Source organism: Paracoccus aestuariivivens, from assembly GCF_009711225.1.
In the GTDB taxonomy this organism is placed as follows: Bacteria; Pseudomonadota; Alphaproteobacteria; order Rhodobacterales; family Rhodobacteraceae; genus Paracoccus; species Paracoccus aestuariivivens.
In genome coordinates this window covers 124,039-145,749 of the sequence record NZ_WMIE01000007.1, presented here as the reverse complement: position 1 = coordinate 145,749, position 21,711 = coordinate 124,039, and the positions used below count along the sequence as shown (strand labels likewise).

Below are 21,711 nucleotides of genomic sequence, written 5' to 3'. Positions count from 1 at the left end.
GCCGGATCAAACGACCAGCGCGGCCCCTTCGGTCGCAGGGCTGACATGGGCACGGAATGCGCGAAACAATTCGCGCCCCATGCCTTCCGACGATGTCTCGGGATCGAAGCTCGCCGGAACCCGCGTGGCAAAGTCGTTGGCCAGACATTCCAATGTGCCATTGGTTGCGTCCAGCCGGATCACGTCGCCGTCCTGAACCCGCGCCAGCGGCCCGCCATGCGCCGCCTCGGGCGAGATGTGGATCGCTGCCGGAACCTTACCCGAGGCTCCAGACATTCGGCCATCCGTCACCAGCGCGACGCGCAAGCCGCGATCTTGCAGGACCGCCAGTGTCGGGGTCAGCGAGTGAAGCTCGGGCATTCCATTTGCGCTTGGCCCTTGGAATCGGACGACGACCACGGTGTCTTCGGTAAACTCACCGCGCTTGAACGCGGCCTTGACCTCTTCCTGATCCGAGAAGACGCGGGCAGGGGCCTCGATGATGTGGCGGTCCGCCGCGACGGCCGATACCTTGATGACCCCACGGCCAAGATTGCCTACCAGCTGTTTCAGCCCGCCGATCGGCGCGAAGGCATCGGCAACGGGACGCAGGATCTTGTCATTGAGCGATTCGCGCGCGCCCTCGACCCAGTGAACCTGTCCGTCGCGCAGTTTCGGTTCCTGTGCGTATTGGTCCAGACCTCCGCCTGCTATCGTGCGGGCATCGGCGTGCAGCAGACCGGACTCGATCAACTGGCCGATCATGAAGCCAAGGCCACCTGCGGCGTGGAAATGGTTCACATCGGCCAGACCGTTGGGATAGACCCGCGCCATCAGAGGCACGCATTCGGAAAGATCGTGGAAGTCCTCGAGATCCAGCAGGACACCTGCGGCACGCGCCATGGCGGGCAGGTGCAGGATCAGGTTGGTCGAACCGCCCGTCGCCATCAGCCCGACAATGCCGTTCACAAAGGCGCGTTCATCCAGAACCTCGCCTGCGGGCAGGTAATCGTTGCCAAGGCGGGTGATGCTGGCCGCACGTTGAACAGCTGCCGAAGTCAGCGCCTCGCGCAATGGCGTGTTGGGATTGACGAAGCTCGAACCCGGCAGATGCAGGCCCATGAACTCCATCAGCATCTGGTTCGAATTCGCGGTTCCGTAGAATGTACAGGTGCCGGGGCTGTGATAGCTGGCCATTTCCGCGGCCATCAGGGCCTCGCGCCCGACCTCGCCTGTCGCGAATTGCTGGCGGACCTTGGACTTCTCGTCATTGGGCAGGCCCGAGGGCATTGGCCCCGCAGGCACGAATACCGCCGGAATATGGCCAAAGGTCGCCGCCGCGATGATCAGCCCCGGAACGATCTTGTCGCAAACACCCAGATACAGCGCCGAGTCGAACGTGTCATGTGAAAGCGCCACACCTGCCGCCAAGGCAATGACGTCACGAGAGAACAGCGACAACTCCATGCCGGGGCGACCCTGCGTCACTCCGTCACACATTGCGGGCACGCCCCCTGCAACCTGCGCGGTGGCACCTGCGGCATGCGCGGCGCGGCGAATGATATCGGGATAATGCTCATAGGGCTGGTGCGCCGACAGCATGTCATTATAGGCTGTCACGATACCGATATTGGGTTTGCGCGTTGTCGCGAGATCCGCCTTGTCGGGCATGGCCGCATAGGCATGTGCCTGATTACCGCAGGACAAATGCGCGCGACGGGGGCCATCCTCGGCTGCGCGGGCGATCTTGGCCTCGTAGGCGGTTCGACTTTTGGTCGAGCGTTCGCGGATGCGATCTGTAACGCGGTCGACGGTGGCGTGCAGGGTCATGGCTGGCGTCCTCCTGACAGCTGTATAGTCCGTTAGCGGTAACGACACAACCGTAGCACTCTTGCCCCGCAGGCAGTTGCGTGCCAATCCTGCCTCCGTTCTAATGAGGCCCCGTATGACCACTGATTTGCCCATCATCCGCTTGCGCCCGAAATCGAAACCGCAGGCCATTCGCCATGGATTTCCATGGGTCTTCGCGGATGAACTGGTGGTGGACCGCCGCACCCGCGCCATTCCCGCCGGCAGCTTCGCATTGCTCGAGGATGCCGAGCGCAAGCCGCTTGGCCTTGCCACGGTGAATCCGAACTCCAAGATCATCGCCCGCATCATGGACCCCGATCCCGAGGCCCTGATCACCCGCGATTGGATCGTCACCAAGATCGCCCGCGCCCACGAGATGCGCTCGCGCCTGTTCGATCAGCCGTTTTACCGCCTGATCCATGCCGAGGCCGATGGCCTTCCCGGCACGATCATCGATCGTTTCGGAGACGCCGCCGTGATCCAGCCGAACGCCGCTTGGGCGGACCGGATGATTGCCGATATCGCGGATGCGCTGCGTGAGGTGACGGGCGTGACGACCGTGATCCTGAACGGGCAGGGGCGTTCGCGCTCGCTCGAAGGGTTGGAGGAGCGCACGGATGTTCTGTCCGGCGAGGTCTCGGGGCCGGTTCAGGTCCAGATGAACGGTGCGATCTATCTGGCCGATCTGACCCAAGGCCAAAAGACCGGCTTGTTCTATGACCAGCGCCCGAACCATGCCTTCGGACAGCGTCTGGCCAAAGGTGCGCGGGTTCTGGATGTGTTTTCCCATGTTGGCGGCTTCGGGCTGGCGGCTTTGGCTGCCGGTGCTGCCCATGCGACTTGCGTTGACGGCTCGGCTGCGGCGCTGGAACTGGCGCACGGCGGGGCCAAGGCCATGGGCTGCGATGACCGCCTCACGACGCGGCAAGGGGATGCCTTTGCCCAGATGGAGGAATTGCTGGCCGAAGGTGCGCAATTCGACGTGGTGATCTGCGATCCGCCCGCCTTTGCGCCGTCGAAGCCCGCGCTTGAAGCCGGTCTGCGTGCCTATGAGCGGGTCGCCAAGCTTGCCGCACCGCTGGTTGCGCCGGGGGGCTATCTGGGGCTTTGCTCGTGCAGCCATGCCGCCGATCTGTCGGCCTTCCGCAATGCCAGCGCGCGCGGCATCGGTCGAGGCGGCCGCCGGATGCAATTGTTGCATACGGGGCAGGCCGGACCTGACCACCCGACGCTGCCGCAACTGGCCGAGACGGGCTATTTGAAGGCTCTGTTCTTCCGGCTCGACGGATGAAATCCGTTCTGGATGCCTGCGTCCTTTATCCGACAGTGCTGAGAGAGATTCTGGCAGATGTCGCGGACGCAGGTCTGTTCCAGCCAATCTGGTCGGAGCGTATCCTGGAAGAATGGCGGCGCGCCGCTGACCGGCATGGGGTTTCCGCCGGAGTCGAGATCGCCTTGCTTCAGGCCCGCTTCCCGCAGGCCATGACGCAAGGCTCGGGCGGGGCCGAAGGGCTGGATCTTCCCGATCCCGCGGACCGTCACGTCCTTGAAACCGCGCTTGCCGCCAACGCCACGCAGATCGTGACCGCGAATCTGCGTGACTTCCCGCGCGGGACATTGGCCGCTGTCGGTTTGCAGGCGATCCATCCCGACGAGTTTCTGCGCGACATCTATCTGGCATCTCCGGAACCGGTCATCGCCGCGATCGAGGCCACCGAAATCCGCGCCCAGCAAGCGGGCAGTCGGATGTCTCGCAAGGAGTTGATGCGCCGCGCAAGACTGCCTCGACTTGCCAAGGCGATGGATCGGCTGGCAGGGTCCGGTAGCGCACCGAGGACCGGGGCGTAGAAGGCATGGACTGTGAGAAGGTCAGGGTTGATGTTATCGCTAACAAACGATAATCCCGAGCCGAAAGATGAGGAGGGCCTGATGGTTTCGCGCATCATTCCGGTGGACGAGTTTGATCTTGTGGTCTTTGGCGCGACGGGCGATCTGGCCCATCGCAAGATTTTTCCCGGCTTGTATCGCCGTTATGTGGCGGAACAGATACCGCCATCTGCCCAAATTATCGGCGCGGCGCGGACGAAACAGGACGATACCGCCTTTCGTGACGAGGCGCGCAAGGCGATCCGCGAATTTGCCGGTCCCAGCGATGACCTGTCCCATCTTGAGGAATTCCTGAACCATCTGCGTTATGTCCCCATCGACGCGCGTGGGACTGATGGCTGGACCGAACTCAAGGCGCTGATCCGGCCCGATGTCGTCAACGCGTTCTACTTCTCGGTTGCTCCGGCATTGTTTGGCGATATAGCGCATCGCTTGTCGGAATACGGCATCGCGAACGCAAACAGCCGGATCGTGGTCGAAAAGCCGTTCGGTCGTGATCTGGCGACTGCTCGTGAATTGAACGCGACGCTGGCGCAGCACTTCACCGAAAACCAGATCTACCGCATCGACCATTATCTGGGGAAAGAAACCGTCCAGAACCTGATGGCGGTGCGTTTTGCCAATATGCTGTTTGAGCCGCTCTGGAACGCGCAATATGTCGATCACGTCCAGATCACCGTGGCCGAGACGGTGGGTGTCGGCGGTCGCGGCGAATATTACGACCATTCCGGCGCGATCCGCGACATGGTCCAGAACCACATGATGCAGCTTCTGTGCCTGATCGCGATGGAGCCGCCCTATCACTTCGATCCGAATGCCGTGCGCGACGAAAAGCTGAAGGTGATCCGCGCATTGGAGCCGCTTTCTCCGGGCGATATCGTGCGCGGCCAGTATCGCGACGGGCCCGACGGATCGGACTATCTGAAAGACGTCGAAAATCCGGATTCGCGCACGGAAAGCTATGTTGCGCTCAAGGTGAATATCGCGAATTGGCGTTGGACCGGTACGCCGTTCTATCTGCGCACCGGAAAGAAGTTGCGCGCCCGCACCAGCGAGATCGTGGTGACCTTCAAGGCACCGCCGCATTCGATCTTCGACGAGACGGACGGGCCCCGTTCGAACCAGCTTGTCATCAAGCTGCAACCGAACGAGGGCATGGACCTGACGGTGATGATCAAGGAACCCGGCCCCGGCGGTATGCGTCTGGTGCAGGTTCCCTTGGACATGAGCTTTGCCGATGCGCTGGGGGCCAATGGAACCGACATGCCCGACGCTTACGAACGCCTGATCATGGACGTGATCCGTGGCAACCAGACCCTGTTCATGCGCGGCGACGAAGTCGAGGCGGCTTGGGCGTGGACCGATCCCATCATTGCCGAATGGGAGGCTGGCTCGAAACGTCCCGAACCCTATGATGCAGGCTCGAGCGGACCCGAAGAGGCCTTGCGCCTGCTTCACCGCGACAATCGTCGCTGGAGGGAGATCAGGGCATGACGCTGGAGTTCATCGAATATCCCGACCGCGAGATGCTTGGCCTGTCCTTGGCCAACAAGATCGCGGGCCAGCTTGCCCAGCAGTTGCGTACCGCCGAACACGCCAGCCTGTGCGTTCCGGGGGGCACGACCCCCGCTCCGGTGTTCGACACCTTGTCGGGCAGTGATTTGGACTGGTCAAAGGTCACCGTTTTTCTGAACGATGAACGCTGGGTGGACGGCGAACATACCCGCTCGAACAGCCGCCTACTGCGCCGGCATTTGCTGACAGGCAAGGCCGCTGCTGCCAGTTATATCGACCTTTATACCGGCGACGCCCGCCCCGAGGATGCGGTCCCCGCGCTGTCCGCCGCGATCGAGCCGCTCTTGCCGATCACCGTGCTGTTTCTGGGCATGGGCGTCGATATGCATACCGCCAGCCTGTTCCCCCAAGCGCCCGAGACGGTTGCCGCGCTGGCCCCCGATGCGCCCGCCGTCATAGCTGTGAACAACCTCAAGGATGAGCCGCGCATCACCTTGACCGCTCCGGTTTTGCAAAAGGCTATCCACACGCATCTGATGATTACCGGGGCGGACAAGCGCGACGCGTTGGAACGCGCCCAGACGCTGGATCCCAAAGCCGCCCCGATCCGAGCATTTCTTGGCGATATTACCGTCCATTGGGCAGAGTGACCTCATATGACCGAAATTTTTAGTGGCCTGACCGCTCATCGTCGCGCACAGGGCGATCTGCATATTATGGATCTCTTCGGGGCTGATCCGAACCGCGCCACCGACTTTTGTACTTCGGCGGATGGTCTGGTGCTGGACTGGTCCAAGACCACAATCGACGCGGAAGCGGTCAAGCTGCTGCTGGACCTTGCCGTGCCGGTCGCCGCCCGTCGCGACGCCATGTTTGCAGGTGCGCGGATCAACGAAACCGAGGATCGGGCCGTTCTTCATACCGCGCTGCGCAACCTGCAAGGCAGCGTCCTTGTCGATGGCCGCGATGTCATGCCCGACGTGCGCGAAACCCATCGCCGCATGTCCGGCTTTGCCCGTACCGTCCGCGATGGAAGCTTTGCGGGGCAAGGCGGTAAATTCACCGATGTCGTGAATATCGGGATCGGCGGATCGGATCTTGGGCCTGCCATGGCGACCCGTGCGCTTGCGCCTTGGCATGACGGGCCGCGTGTTCACTTCGTCTCGAACGTCGATGGCGCGGATATCGCGGATACGCTTAAAAATCTGGATCCGACCACGACTTTGGTCATTGTCGCCTCAAAAACCTTCACCACAATCGAGACGATGACCAATGCCGCGACTGCGCGGGACTGGATGGCGGGCTCGGTCAAGGAACCTGCCGCGCAATTCGTCGCCCTGAGTTCGGCACCCGCCCGAACCAGCGAATGGAACATCTCGCCCGACCGCGTCTTCGGGTTCGAGGACTGGGTTGGCGGTCGCTACTCGATGTGGGGGCCGATCGGTCTGTCCCTGATGATCGCCATCGGTCCCGAGGCGTTCGATGACTTCCTCGCCGGTGGGCTGGCGATGGACAACCACTTCCGCACCGCTCCGATGCAGGCGAACCTTCCGGTAATGCTGGCGCTGATCGGGATCTGGCACCACCAGATCTGCGGCTACGGCACCCGCGCCGTGCTGCCCTATGACAATCGCCTCGCGCGGTTGCCGGCCTATCTCCAGCAGCTTGAAATGGAATCCAACGGCAAACGTGTTGCGATGGATGGCAGCGATCTGCCCTATCCGACGGGTCCGGTGATCTGGGGCGAGCCGGGAACGAACGGGCAGCACGCCTTCTATCAGCTGATCCATCAGGGCACGGCCGTGATCCCCTGCGAGTTCATGCTGGCGGCCCAAGGCCACGAGCCCGAGCTCGCCCATCACCACCTGCTTCTCGCGGCGAACTGCCTTGCTCAGTCCGAGGCGCTGATGCGAGGTCGATCGCTGGACGAGGCCCGCGACCTGATGCGGGCCAAGGGATTGGAAGGGGCTGAACTGGACCGTCAGGCCCGCCATCGGGTCTTTCCGGGCAACCGCCCTTCGACCACGCTGCTTATCCCAAAGCTTTCGCCGCGCAGTCTTGGCCAGATCATCGCGCTTTACGAGCACCGCGTCTTTGTCGAAGGCGTCATCCTTGGCATCAATAGCTTCGATCAATGGGGTGTCGAACTGGGCAAGGAACTTGCGCTCAAGGTCGCGCCGCTGCTCTCGGATCAGCCCGCACCCGGCCATGACCCGTCAACCGAACATCTGGCGGCGCTGATCCGTGAACTCCGCGCCTGATCCGGCGTTCTTGCCCTGAAATGACCCGCTCGCCGCCGGACCATTGTTTCGGCGGCGAAGTTTTCTCTTTCCCGTGGTCATCCGCCCGCTAGTCTCCGTTCAGGAAAAACGGAGGATGCCATGTCCGATACCGATCCCGCAAACTGGGGCTTTGACACGCTTGCCATCCATGCGGGGGCAGCCCCCGATCCGGCCACTGGCGCGCGTCAGGTTCCGATCTACCAAACGACAGCCTATGTCTTCAAAGACGCTGCCCATGCCGCGCGGCTGTTCGGCCTGCAAGAAGTGGGCTACATCTATTCCCGCCTGACCAATCCGACGGTCTCGGCCCTGCAAACGCGTCTGGCGCAACTCGAGAGCGGGGCGGGGGCGATCTGTTGCTCGTCTGGACATGCGGCGCAGATCCTCGCGCTGTTTCCGCTGATGGGACCGGGCAAGAATATCGTCGCCTCGACAAGGCTTTACGGCGGAACCATCACGCAGTTCAGCCAAACCATCAAACGTTTCGGCTGGGGCGCGAAATTCGTCGATCTGGACGATCTGGAGGCGCTTCGCGCCGCTGTAGATGGCGACACCCGCGCGATTTTTTGCGAATCGATCAGCAATCCCGGTGGCTATGTCACCGATATTCCGGCGGTGGCGAAAATCGCGACCGAACTGGGCCTGCCGCTGATTGTCGACAACACCCTTGCAACGCCATGGCTGTGCAAGCCGATCGAGATGGGAGCCACGCTCGTTGTCCATAGCCTGACGAAGTACATCACCGGCAACGGCACGGTGACAGGAGGCGTCGTGATCGATAGCGGGACGTTCGACTGGTCGGCTTCGGACAAATTTCTCAGTCTGTCCCAGCCCGAGCCCGCCTATCACGGCCTGAACTTCCATCAGGCATTCGGCAATCTCGCCTACACATTCCATGGCATCGCCGTCAGCATGCGCGATCTGGGCATGACGATGAACCCGCAGGGCGCGCATTACACCCTGATGGGGATCGAAACCCTTGGCCTGCGGATGGAGAAGCATGTCGCCAATGCCGGCAAGGTCGCGGAGTGGTTGCAGAACGATCCGCGCGTGACTTCGGTGACCTATGCCGGACTGGCCTCATCGCCATGGAACGCGACGGCGAAACGGGTCTATCCGAAAGGGGCGGGGGCGCTGTTCACGTTCTCGATCAAGGGTGGTTATGACGCGGCGGTGAAGCTGGTCGATAGCCTCAAGCTGTTCAGCCACGTCGCCAATCTGGGCGATGCGCGGTCGCTGGTGATCCATTCGGCCTCGACCACGCACAGCCAGTTGAGCGATGCGCAGAAAATTGCCGCCGGAGCGGGGCCGGACGTGGTTCGGCTGTCGATCGGGATCGAGGATGCGGATGATCTGATCGCGGATCTTGATCAGGCGCTGGCGGCGGCTTCGGGATAAAGAATGAAGCCGGCGGAAAGGGTTCCGCCGGCTTCTTCAAAATCAGTTGGCGGGTGCAGGCGCGTCCGGTGCGTCCAGCGGCAGCAGATCGAAGACTGCCGACACGCGGGCGTTGACCTCGACCTCGCCTGCCGCGATCGGAACGGCGCTATCTGATTTCGCCTCGGCGCGCATCGCCATCATGGGGCGAGGCCCTTCCGAGATAGGGCTGTCGCTCAGCGCACGGATATTTCCCAGTTTAAGCCCAGCGGCCTCGGCCATCAGTTCGGCGCGGCGGCGCGCGTCCTTGACCGCATCGGCACGGGCCTTGTCCTGCGCCTCGGCCATGTCCTCGCGGGCAAAGCTGATGCCGCTGATTTCGTTCGCGCCGGTGGCGACCAGCTTGTCCAATACCCCGCCCAGACCGGCGATGTCGCGCACGCGGACCGTCACGGTGTTTTGCGCCTGATAGCCGACCATCTTCGGCGCCTGCCCGTTATTGTACTCCATCTTCGGAGACAGGTTCAGCCCCGAGGTCTGGATGTCGCGTGCCTCGACTCCCTCGGCTTGCAGGGCGTCGATGACGGCCTTCTGGCGGGTCGAATTCTCGGACATCGCGGCGGCGGCGGTTTCGGCTTCAGTGCTGACGCCAAGGGTGATGATGGCCAGATCCGGCTCGGCGCTCGAACTGGCCTCTCCGGTGACGGTCAGCTTCGCGGCATGGGGATGCATCCCGTGATGACCCATCATGGCCGGAGGCGGCGGAGCATCCGGTGCGGGGGCCGGAGATTGGGCCAGCGCGGGAAGACCGGCCATCAGGGCAATCGAGGCCGCCGTCAGGGTCGGACGTAGTCGGATCATCATCAAATTCTCCTTGGCGCATCGGCGTTAACGGTGCGGTAGATTCCAGTCGAACCCATCTAACGCGATTTCCGCCGATCAGATCCCTCACATTGAGGTGTTTGGCTTTTCACACGTCGCGTTCTGCGGTAGTCCATAGGGATAATATAAACACGCGCGAACGCGCCCGGGACTGCAAGGCAAAGCCGCCAAATGTCGCTTGATTCCGCAACTGAATATGCCCTGTCATTTGGCGGGGATGCCGTGCACCTGCAAAAGCGGGACCGCCCCTCGACCAGCGAGGCGCGGGGGCGTCAACCGGCATGGCGGCATCTGGGCTCCGTCGATTTCGACGAGCCCGATTTCCGTGAAGTTCTGATCAACCTGCGGACGATGGCGACCGGCGAGCCGGCCGATGTTCCCTTGACCGTTTCGCTGGTCATTCCCGACGACCAGATCCTTTACACGACGCTGACCGTTGTGCCCTCGGGTGACCGCGACCGCATGGTGGCCCGCGCCCTTGACGGGCTGACGCCCTATGCCATCGAGGAACTTGCTTTCGACTGGCGCGGCGAGGGCGATAGCGTTCGCGTCGCGGCCGTGGCCCGCCAGACCCTGCGTGAAGCCCGCGATTTTGCAGCCCAGTACGGGTTCGAGGGCGATGGGTTTTGCGCGGACCCCGAGGAAGGTTTGTTCTCGGGCGAGCCGGTCTTCGTACTGGAGGCGCAACCACGTCTGCGTCCGGTGGTGAATTTGGGCTCGGCGGGTGTCACTCTGGGCGGCTTGATGATCGAGGAAGAACCGGTCGCAGCGCCTGTGGAGACTCCGGTTGAAACCGCTCCCGAAGCCGTCCCTGCTTCCGAGCCTGCCGAGATCGCATCCGACGTGCCCACCGACGCGCCACCTGACGTTGCGGCATCTGTGGAACCCGCCCCTGAGCAGGTGCCGGACGAAGTGACAGGCGCAGGTGTGCAAACGCCTGCAGCCGCTTCCGTCGCTCCGGTGACCGAGGTTGCGGCTCCGGTCGCGCCGCAGCCGACATCCCCGCCGGTGGTGCGTCATGCGCCAGCCCGACCGGCGGCTGTGGCCCATTCCGCGCCTGAAGCACCGCAAGCCCCCTCGCCGCTGCTGAGCCAGCGCGCCCGCGCGGTTCACAAACGCGCGGCAGAGGCCCGATTGGCCAAGTCGCACGGTACCGCCGCACCGGCGGCGCCATCCGCTCCGGCCCGCGCGGCCGCGCCGCATCGCAGGGGGCTTAGCAATCTTGCCGCGATGATGGTGACGCTGGTCGTGGGTCTGGTACTTATCTGGGCCTTCCTTGGTCCGCAGGGAAAACCCACCCAGATCGCTGCCGCTCCAGCGGTCGTCGAGAAAACGGACTCGCCCCCCGTGCCGGTCGAGGCTGATCCGGTTGTGGTCGAGGAGATCACGACAACCTCTGAGGCTTCGGCTTTGACGGCACCCGATGTCGAAAGTCCCTCGCGCGAAGCGGATGCCGCTGTGGCGGCCCCCGTCGCTCCGGTCACCACACCTGCGCCCGAGACCGCCAGCCCCGAAAAACCCGCGCCCGCGCCCGCTGCACAGCAGGTGATGGTGTCGGATCTGCCGCCCGAACATGCCCGTCGGGTTCTGGTCGCGGCCTCGGCCACCGCTGCCGCCGTTGTGCTGTCTGGCGATCCGGGCCAGCCCAAGCCAGCGCCAGTCGCCGATGCTGCGCCCGCGCCAGCCGTTGTGCCGGTGCCCCCCGAAGCGGCGAAACCCGCCGCAGTCGCCGTAAGTCCGGCCCCCAAGTCCAAGCCTGCGGTTGCCGAGACTCCGGCCCGTGCCCAGCCGAAAGCCCCCGCTGTCGTCCAGACCCGCCTGACGAATTCGGTGCGGCCGCAGCTTTCTCCGCGTCGCAGCACACCCCAGACCTCGGAGCCGCGTGCCGATACCGCTCCGCGCGTGCCGGAAAGCCCGCTTCCCTATACCGCCAGCCAGAAATCCGGTCAGCCCGCGAATAGTGCCCGTCCGCCCCAGCGCAAACGCGTCGACCGGTCGGGCGCGACCAAGCGTCCGCTGCCCGAGCGCGAGAGCGCGAGCGCGCCCGAAAGCGCACGCCCCATCGCGGCCTCGGGCAGCCGCCCGCCACAGCGTCCCGAGGGATCGGCCCCCGAAATCGACGAGGAAGCCGCCCTTGATGTTTCCGAACAGCGCCAGCTCGAGGCCCTGATCCTTGATCTTCGCGGGCATGGGCTGATCACGACCAAGGCATCGGTTCCGGATGGTTTCGGTCCGCGTTATGCCGAGGTCCGCCCCAAGCGTAAGCCAACCGGTGCCAAGACGGTCAGCGATGCGGTCTCGCCCTCGGCCGTGGATGCGGCCTTGAAGTCGGCAACCGAAGCTCCGCCCGCCCGCAATTCCGGCGGGCTTTTGAATGGATCGTCGCGACCTTCGGCCCGTCCGGGCAACCGTGCCTCGACGGCCAGAATTTCGGATGAGGCGGTCGAAAAGGCGATTGCGGCCGCGGTCGATGCCTCGCCTGCGATACCGAATTCGGTCAAGCTGGCTTCGTCGCCGCTGCCTCCGCGCCGCTCGGGCTCGGTGGCTTCGGCTGCATCCGAAGCGGCAGGGGCCGTCGAGGCAGCCGCGCCTGCGGCAACTGCGGCTGCCCCTGCCGCTGCTGCCGTCGTTGCCGCCGCCGTTCCCGGTCCCAGCGAGGCCGAGATGGCGGCCCGTCGCGCCCTTGACGAGCAGTTGCAATCGCAGGCCGAAGCCCGCATCCGTGCCCGTGCTCAGGCCGATGCCGCCGCCGAGGCTCAGGCCCGCGCTCAGGCCGAAGCCCGCGCCCGCGCCCAAGCCGCCGCCGAGGAACGCGCCGCCCGCGCAAGGAAGCAGGAATACAAGCCGCCAGAGATCGACGACGAGCCGGAAGTTGCCTCGAACGCTGCACGTGGTGGCACGACCTCGGCCACCGTCGCCGGAAACGCGACGCAGAAACGCGGCATGGATACCGGTCGTACGACGATCATCGGCATCATCGGAGCGGGGAATGCCAGCAGGGCGCTGATCCGTCTGCGCAGCGGCAAGGTCGTGACCGTGCGTTTGGGCGACAAGATCGACGGCGGCACGATCAACTCCATCGGCAACGGACGGCTTACCTATGTCAAAGCGGGCAGGACGCGCGAGTTGCGGCTGCTGGACGGCCGGTAGATGGAATCCTTTCTCCCGGCAGCCACGGTCTATCTGCTGACCATGGTGATCGCCGTGCCCTTATCGGCACGGCTGGGGCTGGGATCGGTTCTGGGCTATCTAATCTCGGGGATCCTGATCGGGCCGGTTCTGGGACTGGCAGGCAGCGCCACCGAGATGGCCGACCTGCAGCATTTCGCCGAATTCGGCGTTGTGATGATGCTGTTCCTGATCGGGCTCGAACTTGATCCTCGGACCCTTTGGCAAATGCGCCACAAGCTGCTGGGACTGGCCGGTATGCAGATCCTTGGCACGGTTGCCCTGCTGGCGGGCGTTGCGCTGCTGATGGGGCAGACATGGCAGGTCTCGCTGACATTGGGCATGATCCTGTCGCTGAGTTCGACCGCCATCGTGCTGCAAACCCTGTCCGAGAAATCGCTGATGCAGACGGCAGGCGGGCGCAGCGCGTTCGCCGTGTTGCTGACGCAGGACATCGCGGTGATCCCGATGATCGCGCTGATGCCGCTTTTGGCGGTGCACGGCGCCACAGGCGGCGAAGAAGGTCACGCCAGTGCCTCGCTTCTGCATGGGCTACCGGGCTGGGCGCTGGCCTTGGTGACGCTGGGCGCGGTCGCCATCGTCGTGCTGATCGGCCAGTATCTGGTCCGTCCCGCGTTTCGCTATGTCAACTCGTCGCGCGTCGGCGAGTTGGACACCGCACTTGCGCTGCTGATCGTCGTGGGCATTGCCTCGCTGATGGAGATGGTGGGGCTTTCCCCTGCGCTTGGTACTTTCCTTGCCGGAGTGGTGCTGGCCGGTTCCGAATTCCGCCACGACCTCGAAGCCCAGATCGCCCCGTTCAAAGGGCTGCTTTTGGGGCTGTTCTTTATCACTGTCGGGGCGGGGATGAACTTCCAGACGCTGTTTGACCGGCCCGTCACCATCATCGGCATGACCGTGGTGCTGATGGCGATCAAATCGCTGGTGCTTTACGTCATCACCCGTGTCACGGGCCTGAAGGGACGCGACCGCACCCTGTTCACCCTATCGCTGGCGCAGGCGGGCGAGTTCGGGTTTGTGCTGATTTCATTCGCGGTCACGCTGGCGATCCTGCCGCGCGAACTGGCGCAGGCGATGCTGCTGGTCATTGCGCTGTCCATGTTGGCGACGCCGCTTCTGTTCATCCTGTCGGATTACATCTCACGCCGGATCGCCGAGGACCGCGCCTCTGAGCCACCGGACGAGATTGCGGAACAGCAGCCGATCATCGTCGCGGGGATCGGGCGCTTCGGGCAGGTGGTGAACCGTCTGGTCACCATGTCGGGCTTTCAGACCACGGTGCTTGATCACGATCTTGAGGTGATCCAGGTGATGCGCCGCTTTGGCTTCAAGGGTTACTTCGGCGATCCGACCCGACCCGAGATCCTGCGCGCGGCAGGTATCGACAAGGCACAGATCCTCGTCGCGGCCCTCGATGATCCCGCGGCGAACCTGCGTCTGATCCACATCGCCCGCGAAATCCGGCCCGATATCGTCATCGTCGCCCGCGCCTATGATCGGGTGAATGTCTACCAGCTTTACGACGCCAAGGTGGATCACATCGTCCGCGAGGTTTTTGACAGTTCGCTGCGGGCAGGGCGCTATGTGCTGGAACGCGCGGGTCTGACCGAATACGAGGCGGCCGAGCTTGAGCGGGTCTACTACCAGATGGACCGAGCGGGTCTGCGCCAATTGGCCGAGGTCTGGAAACCGGGCGTGCCGCTGGAATCCAACGCCGAATACATCGCCCGCTCTCGCGAGTTGAACCGCCAGCTGGAAAACGCCCTGATGGAGCGTTTTGCCCACGGTCCCAGCGCCGGTCCGATCGCAGTCAACGAAGACGACATCCCGCATTACGTCGAGCGCGGCCGCCCCGGCGGGCGCTGAGACACGCCCCTAACCCTTGCGACCCGCGTCCCAAGCGCCTAGAAGCGCAGCAACCTTGCCAAAGGAAATGCCATGCTTGACCATCTGACCTATACCTCCCCCGAACCCAAAGTCATTCAGGGTGCGAAACAGGACTGGGAACTGGTCATCGGCCTTGAGGTCCACGCTCAGGTTGCCTCGAACGCCAAGCTGTTTTCCGGTGCCTCGACCGGCTTCGGCGCCGAGCCGAACAGCCATGTCGCCTTCGTCGACGCGGCTATGCCGGGAATGCTGCCCGTCATCAACGAATTCTGCGTGGCGCAAGCCGTCCGCACCGGTCTGGGCCTGAAGGCCGGGATTAACCTGCGCTCGGCCTTCGACCGCAAGAACTATTTCTACCCGGACCTGCCGCAGGGCTACCAGATCAGCCAGCTTTATCACCCCATCGTGGGCGAGGGCGAAGTGATCGTGGACATGGCCCCCGGCGTCGCCCGCCGCGTCCGGATCGAGCGCATCCACCTTGAACAGGATGCCGGTAAGTCGATCCACGACATGGACCCGAACATGTCCTTCGTCGACCTGAACCGCACCGGCGTCGCGCTGATGGAGATTGTCAGCCGTCCCGACATCCGTGGCCCCGAAGAGGCCGCCGCCTATGTCGCCAAGCTGCGCCAGATCATGCGCTATCTGGGCACCTGCGACGGCAACATGCAGAACGGTAACCTGCGCGCCGACGTAAACGTCTCGGTCTGTGCGCCGGGCGCCTATGAGCGCTATCAGGAAACGCAGGATTTCAGCCATCTGGGCACCCGCTGCGAGATCAAGAACATGAACTCGCTGCGCTTCATCCAAGCGGCCATCGAATATGAGGCCCGCCGCCAGATCGCCATCATCGAGGATGGCGGCAAAATCGTGCAGGAGACCCGCCTTTACGATCCGGACAAGGGCGAGACGCGTTCCATGCGGTCGAAGGAAGAAGCCCACGATTACCGCTACTTCCCCGATCCCGACCTGCTGCCCTTGGAAATCGAACAGGCTTGGGTCGACGGCATCGCCGCTGACATGCCCGAACTGCCCGATGAAAAGAAGGCGCGCTTCGTTCAGGAACTAAGCCTGTCGGAATATGACGCGGGCGTGCTGACCGCCGAGGTCGAGAATGCGAATTTCTTCGAGGCCGTGGCGCAGGGTCGCGACGGCAAGATGGCCGCGAACTGGGTCATCAACGAGCTGTTCGGCCGCCTCAACAAAGAGGGGCTCAGCGTCGAGACCTCGCCGGTTTCCTCGGCGCAGCTTGGCGGCGTGATCGACCTGATCGCGGATGGCTCGATCTCGGGCAAAATCGCCAAGGACCTGTTCGAGATCCTCTGGACCGAGGGCGGTGAGCCCGCCGCCATTGTCGAGGCGCGCGGCATGAAGCAGGTCACCGACCTTGGCGCGATCGAAAAGGCCGTCGACGAGATCATCGCCGCGAACCCGGCTCAGGTCGAAAAGGCCAAGGCCAACCCGAAACTTGCGGGCTGGTTCGTCGGTCAGGTGCTGAAAGCCACCGGCGGCAAGGCGAACCCCGCCGCCGTGCAGGATCTGGTCAGCCAGAAACTGGGCCAGTAAGCCCTTAGACACGCATTCAAACCGCCCGCGAAGTTTTGCTTCGGGGGTGGTTTTCTTTGGGCGACAAGTCACGAGGCGGAAATCATTTGATTTGTCTGCCACTCCGGAGACAATGCGGTAGGCCGTTCCACCCTTTGAGGTTTGTTCATGTCGATACGGACTGTCCTGACCCTTGCCGCCCTACCTTTTGCCGCATTTGCCGAGCCGATCCATGTCTCAACCGACAATTTCGTTCGGGCCGAGTCGGATGTTTACATGGCCGGGCTGCTCAAAGGCGGGAAGATCGGCGAGTTTACGCATTTCCGCGAACTCAGCCCGATCGATCACCAGACAGTCATCCGCCAGAATCGCGACACGCTCTATTCCTCGGCCGTGATCGATCTTGAGGCTGGTCCTGCCAAGATCACGCTGCCTGAAACGGGGGGACGCTTCGTCTCGTTGCAGGTCATCACCGAGGACCACTATGCCCCGCAGGTCCATTACCTGCCGGGGACATTCGAACTGACCAAGGAGGATACCGGAACGCGCTATGCGACCATCGCAGCCCGCGTTCTGGCCAATCCGAATGATCCCGAGGATATGAAACAGGCCCATGCCGTTCAGGACGGAATCACCATCGAACAGGCATCGAAGGGGGAGTTTGTGATCCCCGAATGGGACAAGGTCAGTCAGGATAAAACCCGTGCGGCGCTGCTTTCGCTTTCGGCGCTTCTACCCGATACGCGCGGCATGTTCGGGGCCAAGGACCAAGTCGATCCGATCCGCCACTTGATCGGAGCCGCCTATGGCTGGGGGGGCAATCCAGAAAAAGACGCGCTGTATCTGAGTTTCTTTCCCGAGAAAAACGACGGCAAGACTGTCTATCGCTTGAAAGTGGGTGAGGTTCCGGTGGATGGCTTCTGGTCGGTTTCGGCCTATGGCGCGGACGGTTACTACCACCCGAACGATCTGAACGCCTACACGCTCAACAATCTGACCGCCAAGCAGGCCGGGGATGGCAGCACCACGATCCAGTTTGGCGGCTGCGCGGTGGATGTGGTGAACTGCCTGCCGGTGACCGAGGGTTGGAACTATCTGGTGCGCCTTTACCGTCCAAAGCCTGAAGTTCTGGATGGCAAATGGACCTTCCCTGCGCCCGAGCCGGTCGAATAGCCGAAACGCGTCACGCGGTCACAGGAAACCGCCGACACACGCAAACCTTGGCCGTCGCGCTTTTCTTGCGGGCGCTTCTGGCGTAACTCTTTGGTTACAGAACAGTCAGGACGTTCCAATGGTTTACGAATACACCGTCATTCCCGCCCCATCGCGCGGTGAAAAGGCCAAGGGCGCAAAGACCGGAATCGAGCGTTTCTCGGTCGCCCTGGCCGGAGCGCTGAACGAAATGGCCGCCGATGGCTGGGAATATGTCCGTGCCGAGACGCTTCCTGCCGAGGAGCGTTCCGGCCTGACCAGCCGCACCACGGTCTATCACAATGTTCTGGTGTTCCGCCGCTCGCTCGAGCCCGAGCAGGCTGCCGAGCCTGCCGTCGTGGCGGAATATGTCGCACCCGCAGCGCCTGCGAATCTGTCCGTGGCCGAGGACGAATTGCCCGAGGACAGTCCGCTCGAGGCGCCCGATGATGCCCCCGTTCGTGCGCCTTTCAGCCAGCCGATGCGCGCCATGCCGCGTCCGGCCCAACAGGCCCGTAGCAGCGAACCTCCGCTGACCGCGCCCGAACCCGCGCCGCAGACCGGCCCGCGTCTGGGACCGGCCCGCTAAGCGGTCTTACCAATGCGGCGGGCGCTGGTCGGCAAGGGGAATCGTTCCGCTTTCCGTCTCGCGCTCGGCTTCGCGCTCCATCAGCATGCCGATACGGCGGGCTAGTCGGGCGATTTCGGCCTCTTGCCGGGCAACGACAGACGATAAATCATCCGCAATCCGCGTCAGATGGGCGACAGCCTCTTCCAGCCGCTCGGTTCTTTCCAGCGTCTGCTTGTCCATGCATCCTCCATCCGTTAGACCCCCGCATGGAAAAGCCCGAGGCATACCATGGCGAAAGATCAGAAAAAGCAACCACGCCCCAAGGCAGAGACGCCGAAGGGGTTTCGTGACTATTTCGGCGCAGACGTGACCGAGCGCAAGCAGATGCTCGACCGTATCGCCGAAGTATACCATCGACATGGATTCGAGCCTCTGGAAACCAGTGCCGTTGAGACCGTCGAGGCGCTGGGAAAGTTCCTGCCCGACGTGGACCGCCCGAATGCGGGCGTCTTCGCATGGCAAGAGGCCGAGGTGCCCGGCGGCGGTGCGGGCGATTGGCTGGCGCTGCGCTATGACCTGACCGCGCCCTTGGCGCGGGTCGCTGCGCAGTTCAGGAACGATCTGCCCAGCCCCTATCGCCGCTATGCGATGGGCCCGGTTTGGCGCAATGAAAAGCCGGGGCCGGGTCGTTTCCGCCAGTTCTACCAATGCGATGCCGATACGGTCGGCAGCGCCTCGGTCGCGGCGGATGCGGAAATCTGCGGCATGTTGGCCGGTGCGCTTGAGCATGCAGGGATCCAGCGCGGCGATTACCTGATCCGCATCAACAACCGCAAAGTGCTGAACGGCATTCTGGAAGCCATGGGCGTCGAGGGCGGCAAGCCCGCCGATGACGTTCTGCGCACCATCGACAAGTTCGACAAGGTCGGCGAAGAGGGCGTGCGTCAGCTTCTGACCACCGGCCGCAAGGACGAATCCGGGGCCGAGATCGAGGGGGTGGGCCTGCGCCCCGAACAGGCCGATCCGGTCATCGCCTTCCTGACCTCGAAGGGCGCGGACAATGCCGCGACGCTGGCCAACCTGCGCGCCGCCGTCGGGGCATCAGTCACCGGCGCCGAGGGGGTCGAGGAACTGGCCCAGATCAGCGACATGCTGGCGGCGATGGGTGTGGGCGAGGATCGCGCGGTGATCGACCCCTCGATCGTGCGCGGGCTTGGCTATTACACCGGCCCGGTCTTCGAGGCCGAACTGACCTTTGAAATCCTTGACGAAAAAGGCCGCAAGCGGCAATTCGGCTCGGTCGCGGGCGGTGGGCGCTATGACGGGTTGGTCGAGCGTTTCACCGGACAGAAGGTCCCGGCGACGGGCGTATCCATCGGCGTTGACCGCCTGCTGGCCGCGCTGCGCGCCAAGGGCTTGATGGGCGGGACCGAGCAGGGCCCAGTCGTCGTCACGGTCATGGATCGCGACCGCATGGCGGATTATTACGCCATGGCATCCGAACTGCGCGCTGCGGGCATCCGCGCCGAGGTCTATCTGGGCAACCCGAAGAACTTCGGCAACCAGTTGAAATATGCCGATAAGCGCAACTCGCCCGTCGCCATTATCCAAGGCGGAAATGAGGCTTTGCGCGGCGTCGTGCAGGTCAAGGACCTGATCCTTGGCGCGAAAATCGCAGCCGAAGCCAGCCATGAGGAATGGAAGGCTCAGCCTGCTCAGACCGAGGTGGCGCGCGGCGATCTGGTCGCCGAAGTCCGGCGCATCTTGGGATGAGCAAGCGCGAGAAACAGGCGATCGGCCAGCAGATCCTGACGGCGTTTCGCGCCGCCGGGGCCGAGGAGGTCGCGCCCGATCTTCTCCTGCCCGCCGAGACGCTGCTGGATCTGTATGGCGAGGACATTCGCGCCCGCGCCTATGTCACGCAGGACCCGATCCGGGGCGAGGTCATGCTGCGCCCGGATTTCACCGTTCCCGTCGTCCAGATGCATATGGAAAACGGCGCAGAGCCGGCGCGCTATTGCTATCTGGGTGAGGTCTTCCGCAAGCAGGACCACGGCGAAAACCAGCCCGAGCATCCGCGCGACAATGAATATTTGCAGGCCGGTTTCGAGCTTTTCGCCCGCGATCCGGATGCCGATGCCGAGGTCTTCGCGCTTTTCCACGGCATCCTCGCGCCGCTGAACTTACAGGCGAGCATGGGCGATATGGACCTGCTGATGGATGCCGTCCGCGCGCTGCCTTTGTCCGGCGCCCGCCGCGCGGCGCTGCTGCATCACATCTGGCGGCCCAGACGTTTCGCCCGTCTGCTCGCGCGCTTCAGCGCGCCTGCCGAGGGGCGGAATTTCTCGGAATCGCCGACCACATGGACCGGTCTGCGCTCGCCTGACGAGATGCAGGAACGCATCGACCGGCTGCAAGCGGATGCGGGTGAGCAGCCCTTGTCCTCGCAATGGGTCGAGCGGCTGGAGCGGCTTTTCGCCGTCCAAGCCCCGGCCCCGCAGGCACTGGCACAGCTTCGCCAACTGGCGACTGAGATCCCCGATATCCATGAGGCGGTGGACCGGCTGGAACGCAACCTTGCGGACCTCGCGCGCCGTGGCATCGACACGGATGCGATCCATTTCGACGCCAGCCACGGTCGCCATACGATGGAATATTACGACGGCATGACCTTCAGCTTTGCCGCTGCCGGTCGCGCCGATTGGCCGCCGGTCGCCTCGGGCGGGCGCTATGACGCGCTGGCCGCGGTGCTGGGGCAGGCCAAGGGACGTTCCATCCCGGCGGTGGGCGGGATCATCCGTCCAGGCCTTGTCTACGAACTCGGGGGGCTCGCATGATCCGGCTGGGCGTGCCGTCCAAGGGGCGGCTGATGGAGCAGGCCTTTGACTGGTTTGCCGAGCGCGGCGTGAAGCTATCGCGCGCAGGCTCGGAACGGGAATATGCCGGGCGGGTCGAGGGGGCGGAAAACGTCTCTCTGGTGCTGCTTTCGGCGGGCGAAATCCCGCGCGAGTTGAAAGCGGGCCGTATCCATATGGGCGTGACCGGCACCGACCTGATCCGTGAGAAGCTGGCGGGCTGGCGCAGCCATGTCGAGGAATTGGCCCCGATGGGCTTCGGCCATGCCGATCTGATTTTGGCGGTGCCCTCCTGTTGGGCCGATTGCGACGATCTGGACGATTTCGCCACCATCGCCCGCGATTTCCGCGCCGAGCATGGCTTCCGCCTGCGGATCGCGACCAAGTATCACCGGCTGGTGCGGGCATGGCTCTCGGATCACGAGGTGGCCGATTACCAATTGGTGGACAGCCAAGGCGCGACCGAAGGCACGGTCGCGAACCTGACCGCAGAGGCGATTGCCGATATCACCTCCTCGGGTGAGACGCTGCGCGCGAACCACCTGAAGATCCTCGCCGAGGAACCGATCCTGCGCAGTCAGGCAACGCTTCTGCGCTCGATCGCCGCCGGGGATGAGGATGAAGTGCGGGTTTTCGCCACCCGGCTGGGGCTTTAGCAACCCTTCACGGGGCAGGGGCGTTGGGTCGGACCTTTCGAAGG

17 protein-coding genes are annotated in these 21,711 nt (G+C 63.7%); 14 read left to right on the top strand and 3 right to left on the bottom strand.

Annotated features, from left to right (window positions below; genetic code table 11):
• Positions 1 to 6 precede the first annotated feature (6 nt).
• The gene (edd, locus tag GL286_RS13185; RefSeq protein ID WP_155096034.1) at positions 7 to 1,809 is read right to left on the bottom strand and encodes a phosphogluconate dehydratase; all 1,803 of its coding nucleotides are present in this window, start codon (positions 1,807 to 1,809) and stop codon (positions 7 to 9) included.
• 115 nt (positions 1,810 to 1,924) lie between these two features.
• On the opposite strand from edd, the gene GL286_RS13180 reads away from it, so the two are divergent.
• The 6 genes from GL286_RS13180 to GL286_RS13155 all read left to right on the top strand — a co-directional run bounded on the left by GL286_RS13180 (position 1,925) and on the right by GL286_RS13155 (position 8,912).
• Positions 1,925 to 3,121: an RSP_2647 family RNA methyltransferase gene (locus GL286_RS13180; protein WP_155096033.1), complete on the top strand. Its 1,197-nt coding sequence runs from the start codon at positions 1,925 to 1,927 to the stop codon at positions 3,119 to 3,121.
• On the top strand, positions 3,118 to 3,678 hold the full coding sequence (locus tag GL286_RS13175; protein WP_155096032.1) for an RSP_2648 family PIN domain-containing protein: 561 nt from the start codon (positions 3,118 to 3,120) through the stop codon (positions 3,676 to 3,678). Before GL286_RS13180 ends, GL286_RS13175 begins: the two co-directional genes overlap by 4 nt.
• Positions 3,679 to 3,759: 81 nt before the next feature.
• Positions 3,760 to 5,211, top strand: coding sequence for a glucose-6-phosphate dehydrogenase (gene zwf, locus GL286_RS13170; protein WP_155096031.1), 1,452 nt, complete (start codon positions 3,760 to 3,762; stop codon positions 5,209 to 5,211).
• Complete coding sequence (gene pgl / locus GL286_RS13165) at positions 5,208 to 5,882, top strand: 6-phosphogluconolactonase (RefSeq protein WP_155096030.1); 675 nt, start codon at positions 5,208 to 5,210, stop codon at positions 5,880 to 5,882. Before zwf ends, pgl begins: the two co-directional genes overlap by 4 nt.
• 6 nt (positions 5,883 to 5,888) lie before the next feature.
• Positions 5,889 to 7,493, top strand: coding sequence for a glucose-6-phosphate isomerase (gene pgi, locus GL286_RS13160; RefSeq protein ID WP_155096029.1), 1,605 nt, complete (start codon positions 5,889 to 5,891; stop codon positions 7,491 to 7,493).
• 120 nt (positions 7,494 to 7,613) lie between these two features.
• A complete protein-coding gene (locus GL286_RS13155; RefSeq protein WP_155096028.1) occupies positions 7,614 to 8,912 on the top strand; it encodes an O-acetylhomoserine aminocarboxypropyltransferase/cysteine synthase family protein in 1,299 nt (432 codons plus the stop codon).
• A gap of 42 nt (positions 8,913 to 8,954) precedes the next feature.
• Here GL286_RS13155 and GL286_RS13150 read toward each other — a convergent pair whose 3' ends face one another.
• Positions 8,955 to 9,755 carry an SIMPL domain-containing protein gene (locus GL286_RS13150; protein WP_246184945.1) on the bottom strand — a complete coding sequence of 267 codons (801 nt, stop codon included), beginning with the start codon at positions 9,753 to 9,755 and terminating at the stop codon, positions 8,955 to 8,957.
• Between the two features lie 189 nt (positions 9,756 to 9,944).
• Between GL286_RS13150 and GL286_RS13145 the strand changes: the two genes are divergently transcribed.
• From GL286_RS13145 to GL286_RS13125, 5 genes are all read left to right on the top strand, one after another.
• Positions 9,945 to 12,923, top strand: a complete 2,979-nt coding sequence (locus tag GL286_RS13145) for a hypothetical protein (protein WP_155096027.1) — start codon at positions 9,945 to 9,947, stop codon at positions 12,921 to 12,923.
• The gene (locus GL286_RS13140) at positions 12,924 to 14,828 is read left to right on the top strand and encodes a monovalent cation:proton antiporter-2 (CPA2) family protein (RefSeq protein WP_155096026.1); all 1,905 of its coding nucleotides are present in this window, start codon (positions 12,924 to 12,926) and stop codon (positions 14,826 to 14,828) included.
• Between the two features lie 72 nt (positions 14,829 to 14,900).
• On the top strand, positions 14,901 to 16,415 hold the full coding sequence (gene gatB / locus GL286_RS13135) for an Asp-tRNA(Asn)/Glu-tRNA(Gln) amidotransferase subunit GatB (RefSeq protein WP_155096025.1): 1,515 nt from the start codon (positions 14,901 to 14,903) through the stop codon (positions 16,413 to 16,415).
• A 147-nt stretch (positions 16,416 to 16,562) separates the two neighbouring features.
• Positions 16,563 to 17,567, top strand: coding sequence for a DUF1254 domain-containing protein (locus GL286_RS13130; RefSeq protein ID WP_155096024.1), 1,005 nt, complete (start codon positions 16,563 to 16,565; stop codon positions 17,565 to 17,567).
• Positions 17,568 to 17,685: 118 nt separating this feature from the next.
• Positions 17,686 to 18,174, top strand: a complete 489-nt coding sequence (locus tag GL286_RS13125) for a DUF4177 domain-containing protein (protein WP_155096023.1) — start codon at positions 17,686 to 17,688, stop codon at positions 18,172 to 18,174.
• Between the two features lie 6 nt (positions 18,175 to 18,180).
• Here the strand turns inward: GL286_RS13125 and GL286_RS13120 are convergent, their stop codons facing one another.
• Positions 18,181 to 18,396 carry a SlyX family protein gene (locus tag GL286_RS13120; protein ID WP_155096022.1) on the bottom strand — a complete coding sequence of 72 codons (216 nt, stop codon included), beginning with the start codon at positions 18,394 to 18,396 and terminating at the stop codon, positions 18,181 to 18,183.
• Between the two features lie 48 nt (positions 18,397 to 18,444).
• Between GL286_RS13120 and hisS the strand changes: the two genes are divergently transcribed.
• From hisS to hisG, 3 genes are read left to right on the top strand one after another with little or no spacing between them, the layout of a single operon-like run.
• Entirely contained in the window at positions 18,445 to 19,929 is a 1,485-nt protein-coding gene (gene hisS / locus GL286_RS13115) for a histidine--tRNA ligase (protein ID WP_155096021.1), read from the top strand.
• Positions 19,926 to 20,993, top strand: a complete 1,068-nt coding sequence (locus GL286_RS13110) for an ATP phosphoribosyltransferase regulatory subunit (protein WP_155096020.1) — start codon at positions 19,926 to 19,928, stop codon at positions 20,991 to 20,993. Before hisS ends, GL286_RS13110 begins: the two co-directional genes overlap by 4 nt.
• Positions 20,990 to 21,667 (top strand): ATP phosphoribosyltransferase, encoded by a 678-nt coding sequence (gene hisG / locus GL286_RS13105; RefSeq protein ID WP_155096019.1) that lies wholly within the window; start codon positions 20,990 to 20,992, stop codon positions 21,665 to 21,667. The genes GL286_RS13110 and hisG overlap by 4 nt, the downstream gene beginning before the upstream one ends.
• Positions 21,668 to 21,711: the final 44 nt, after the last annotated feature.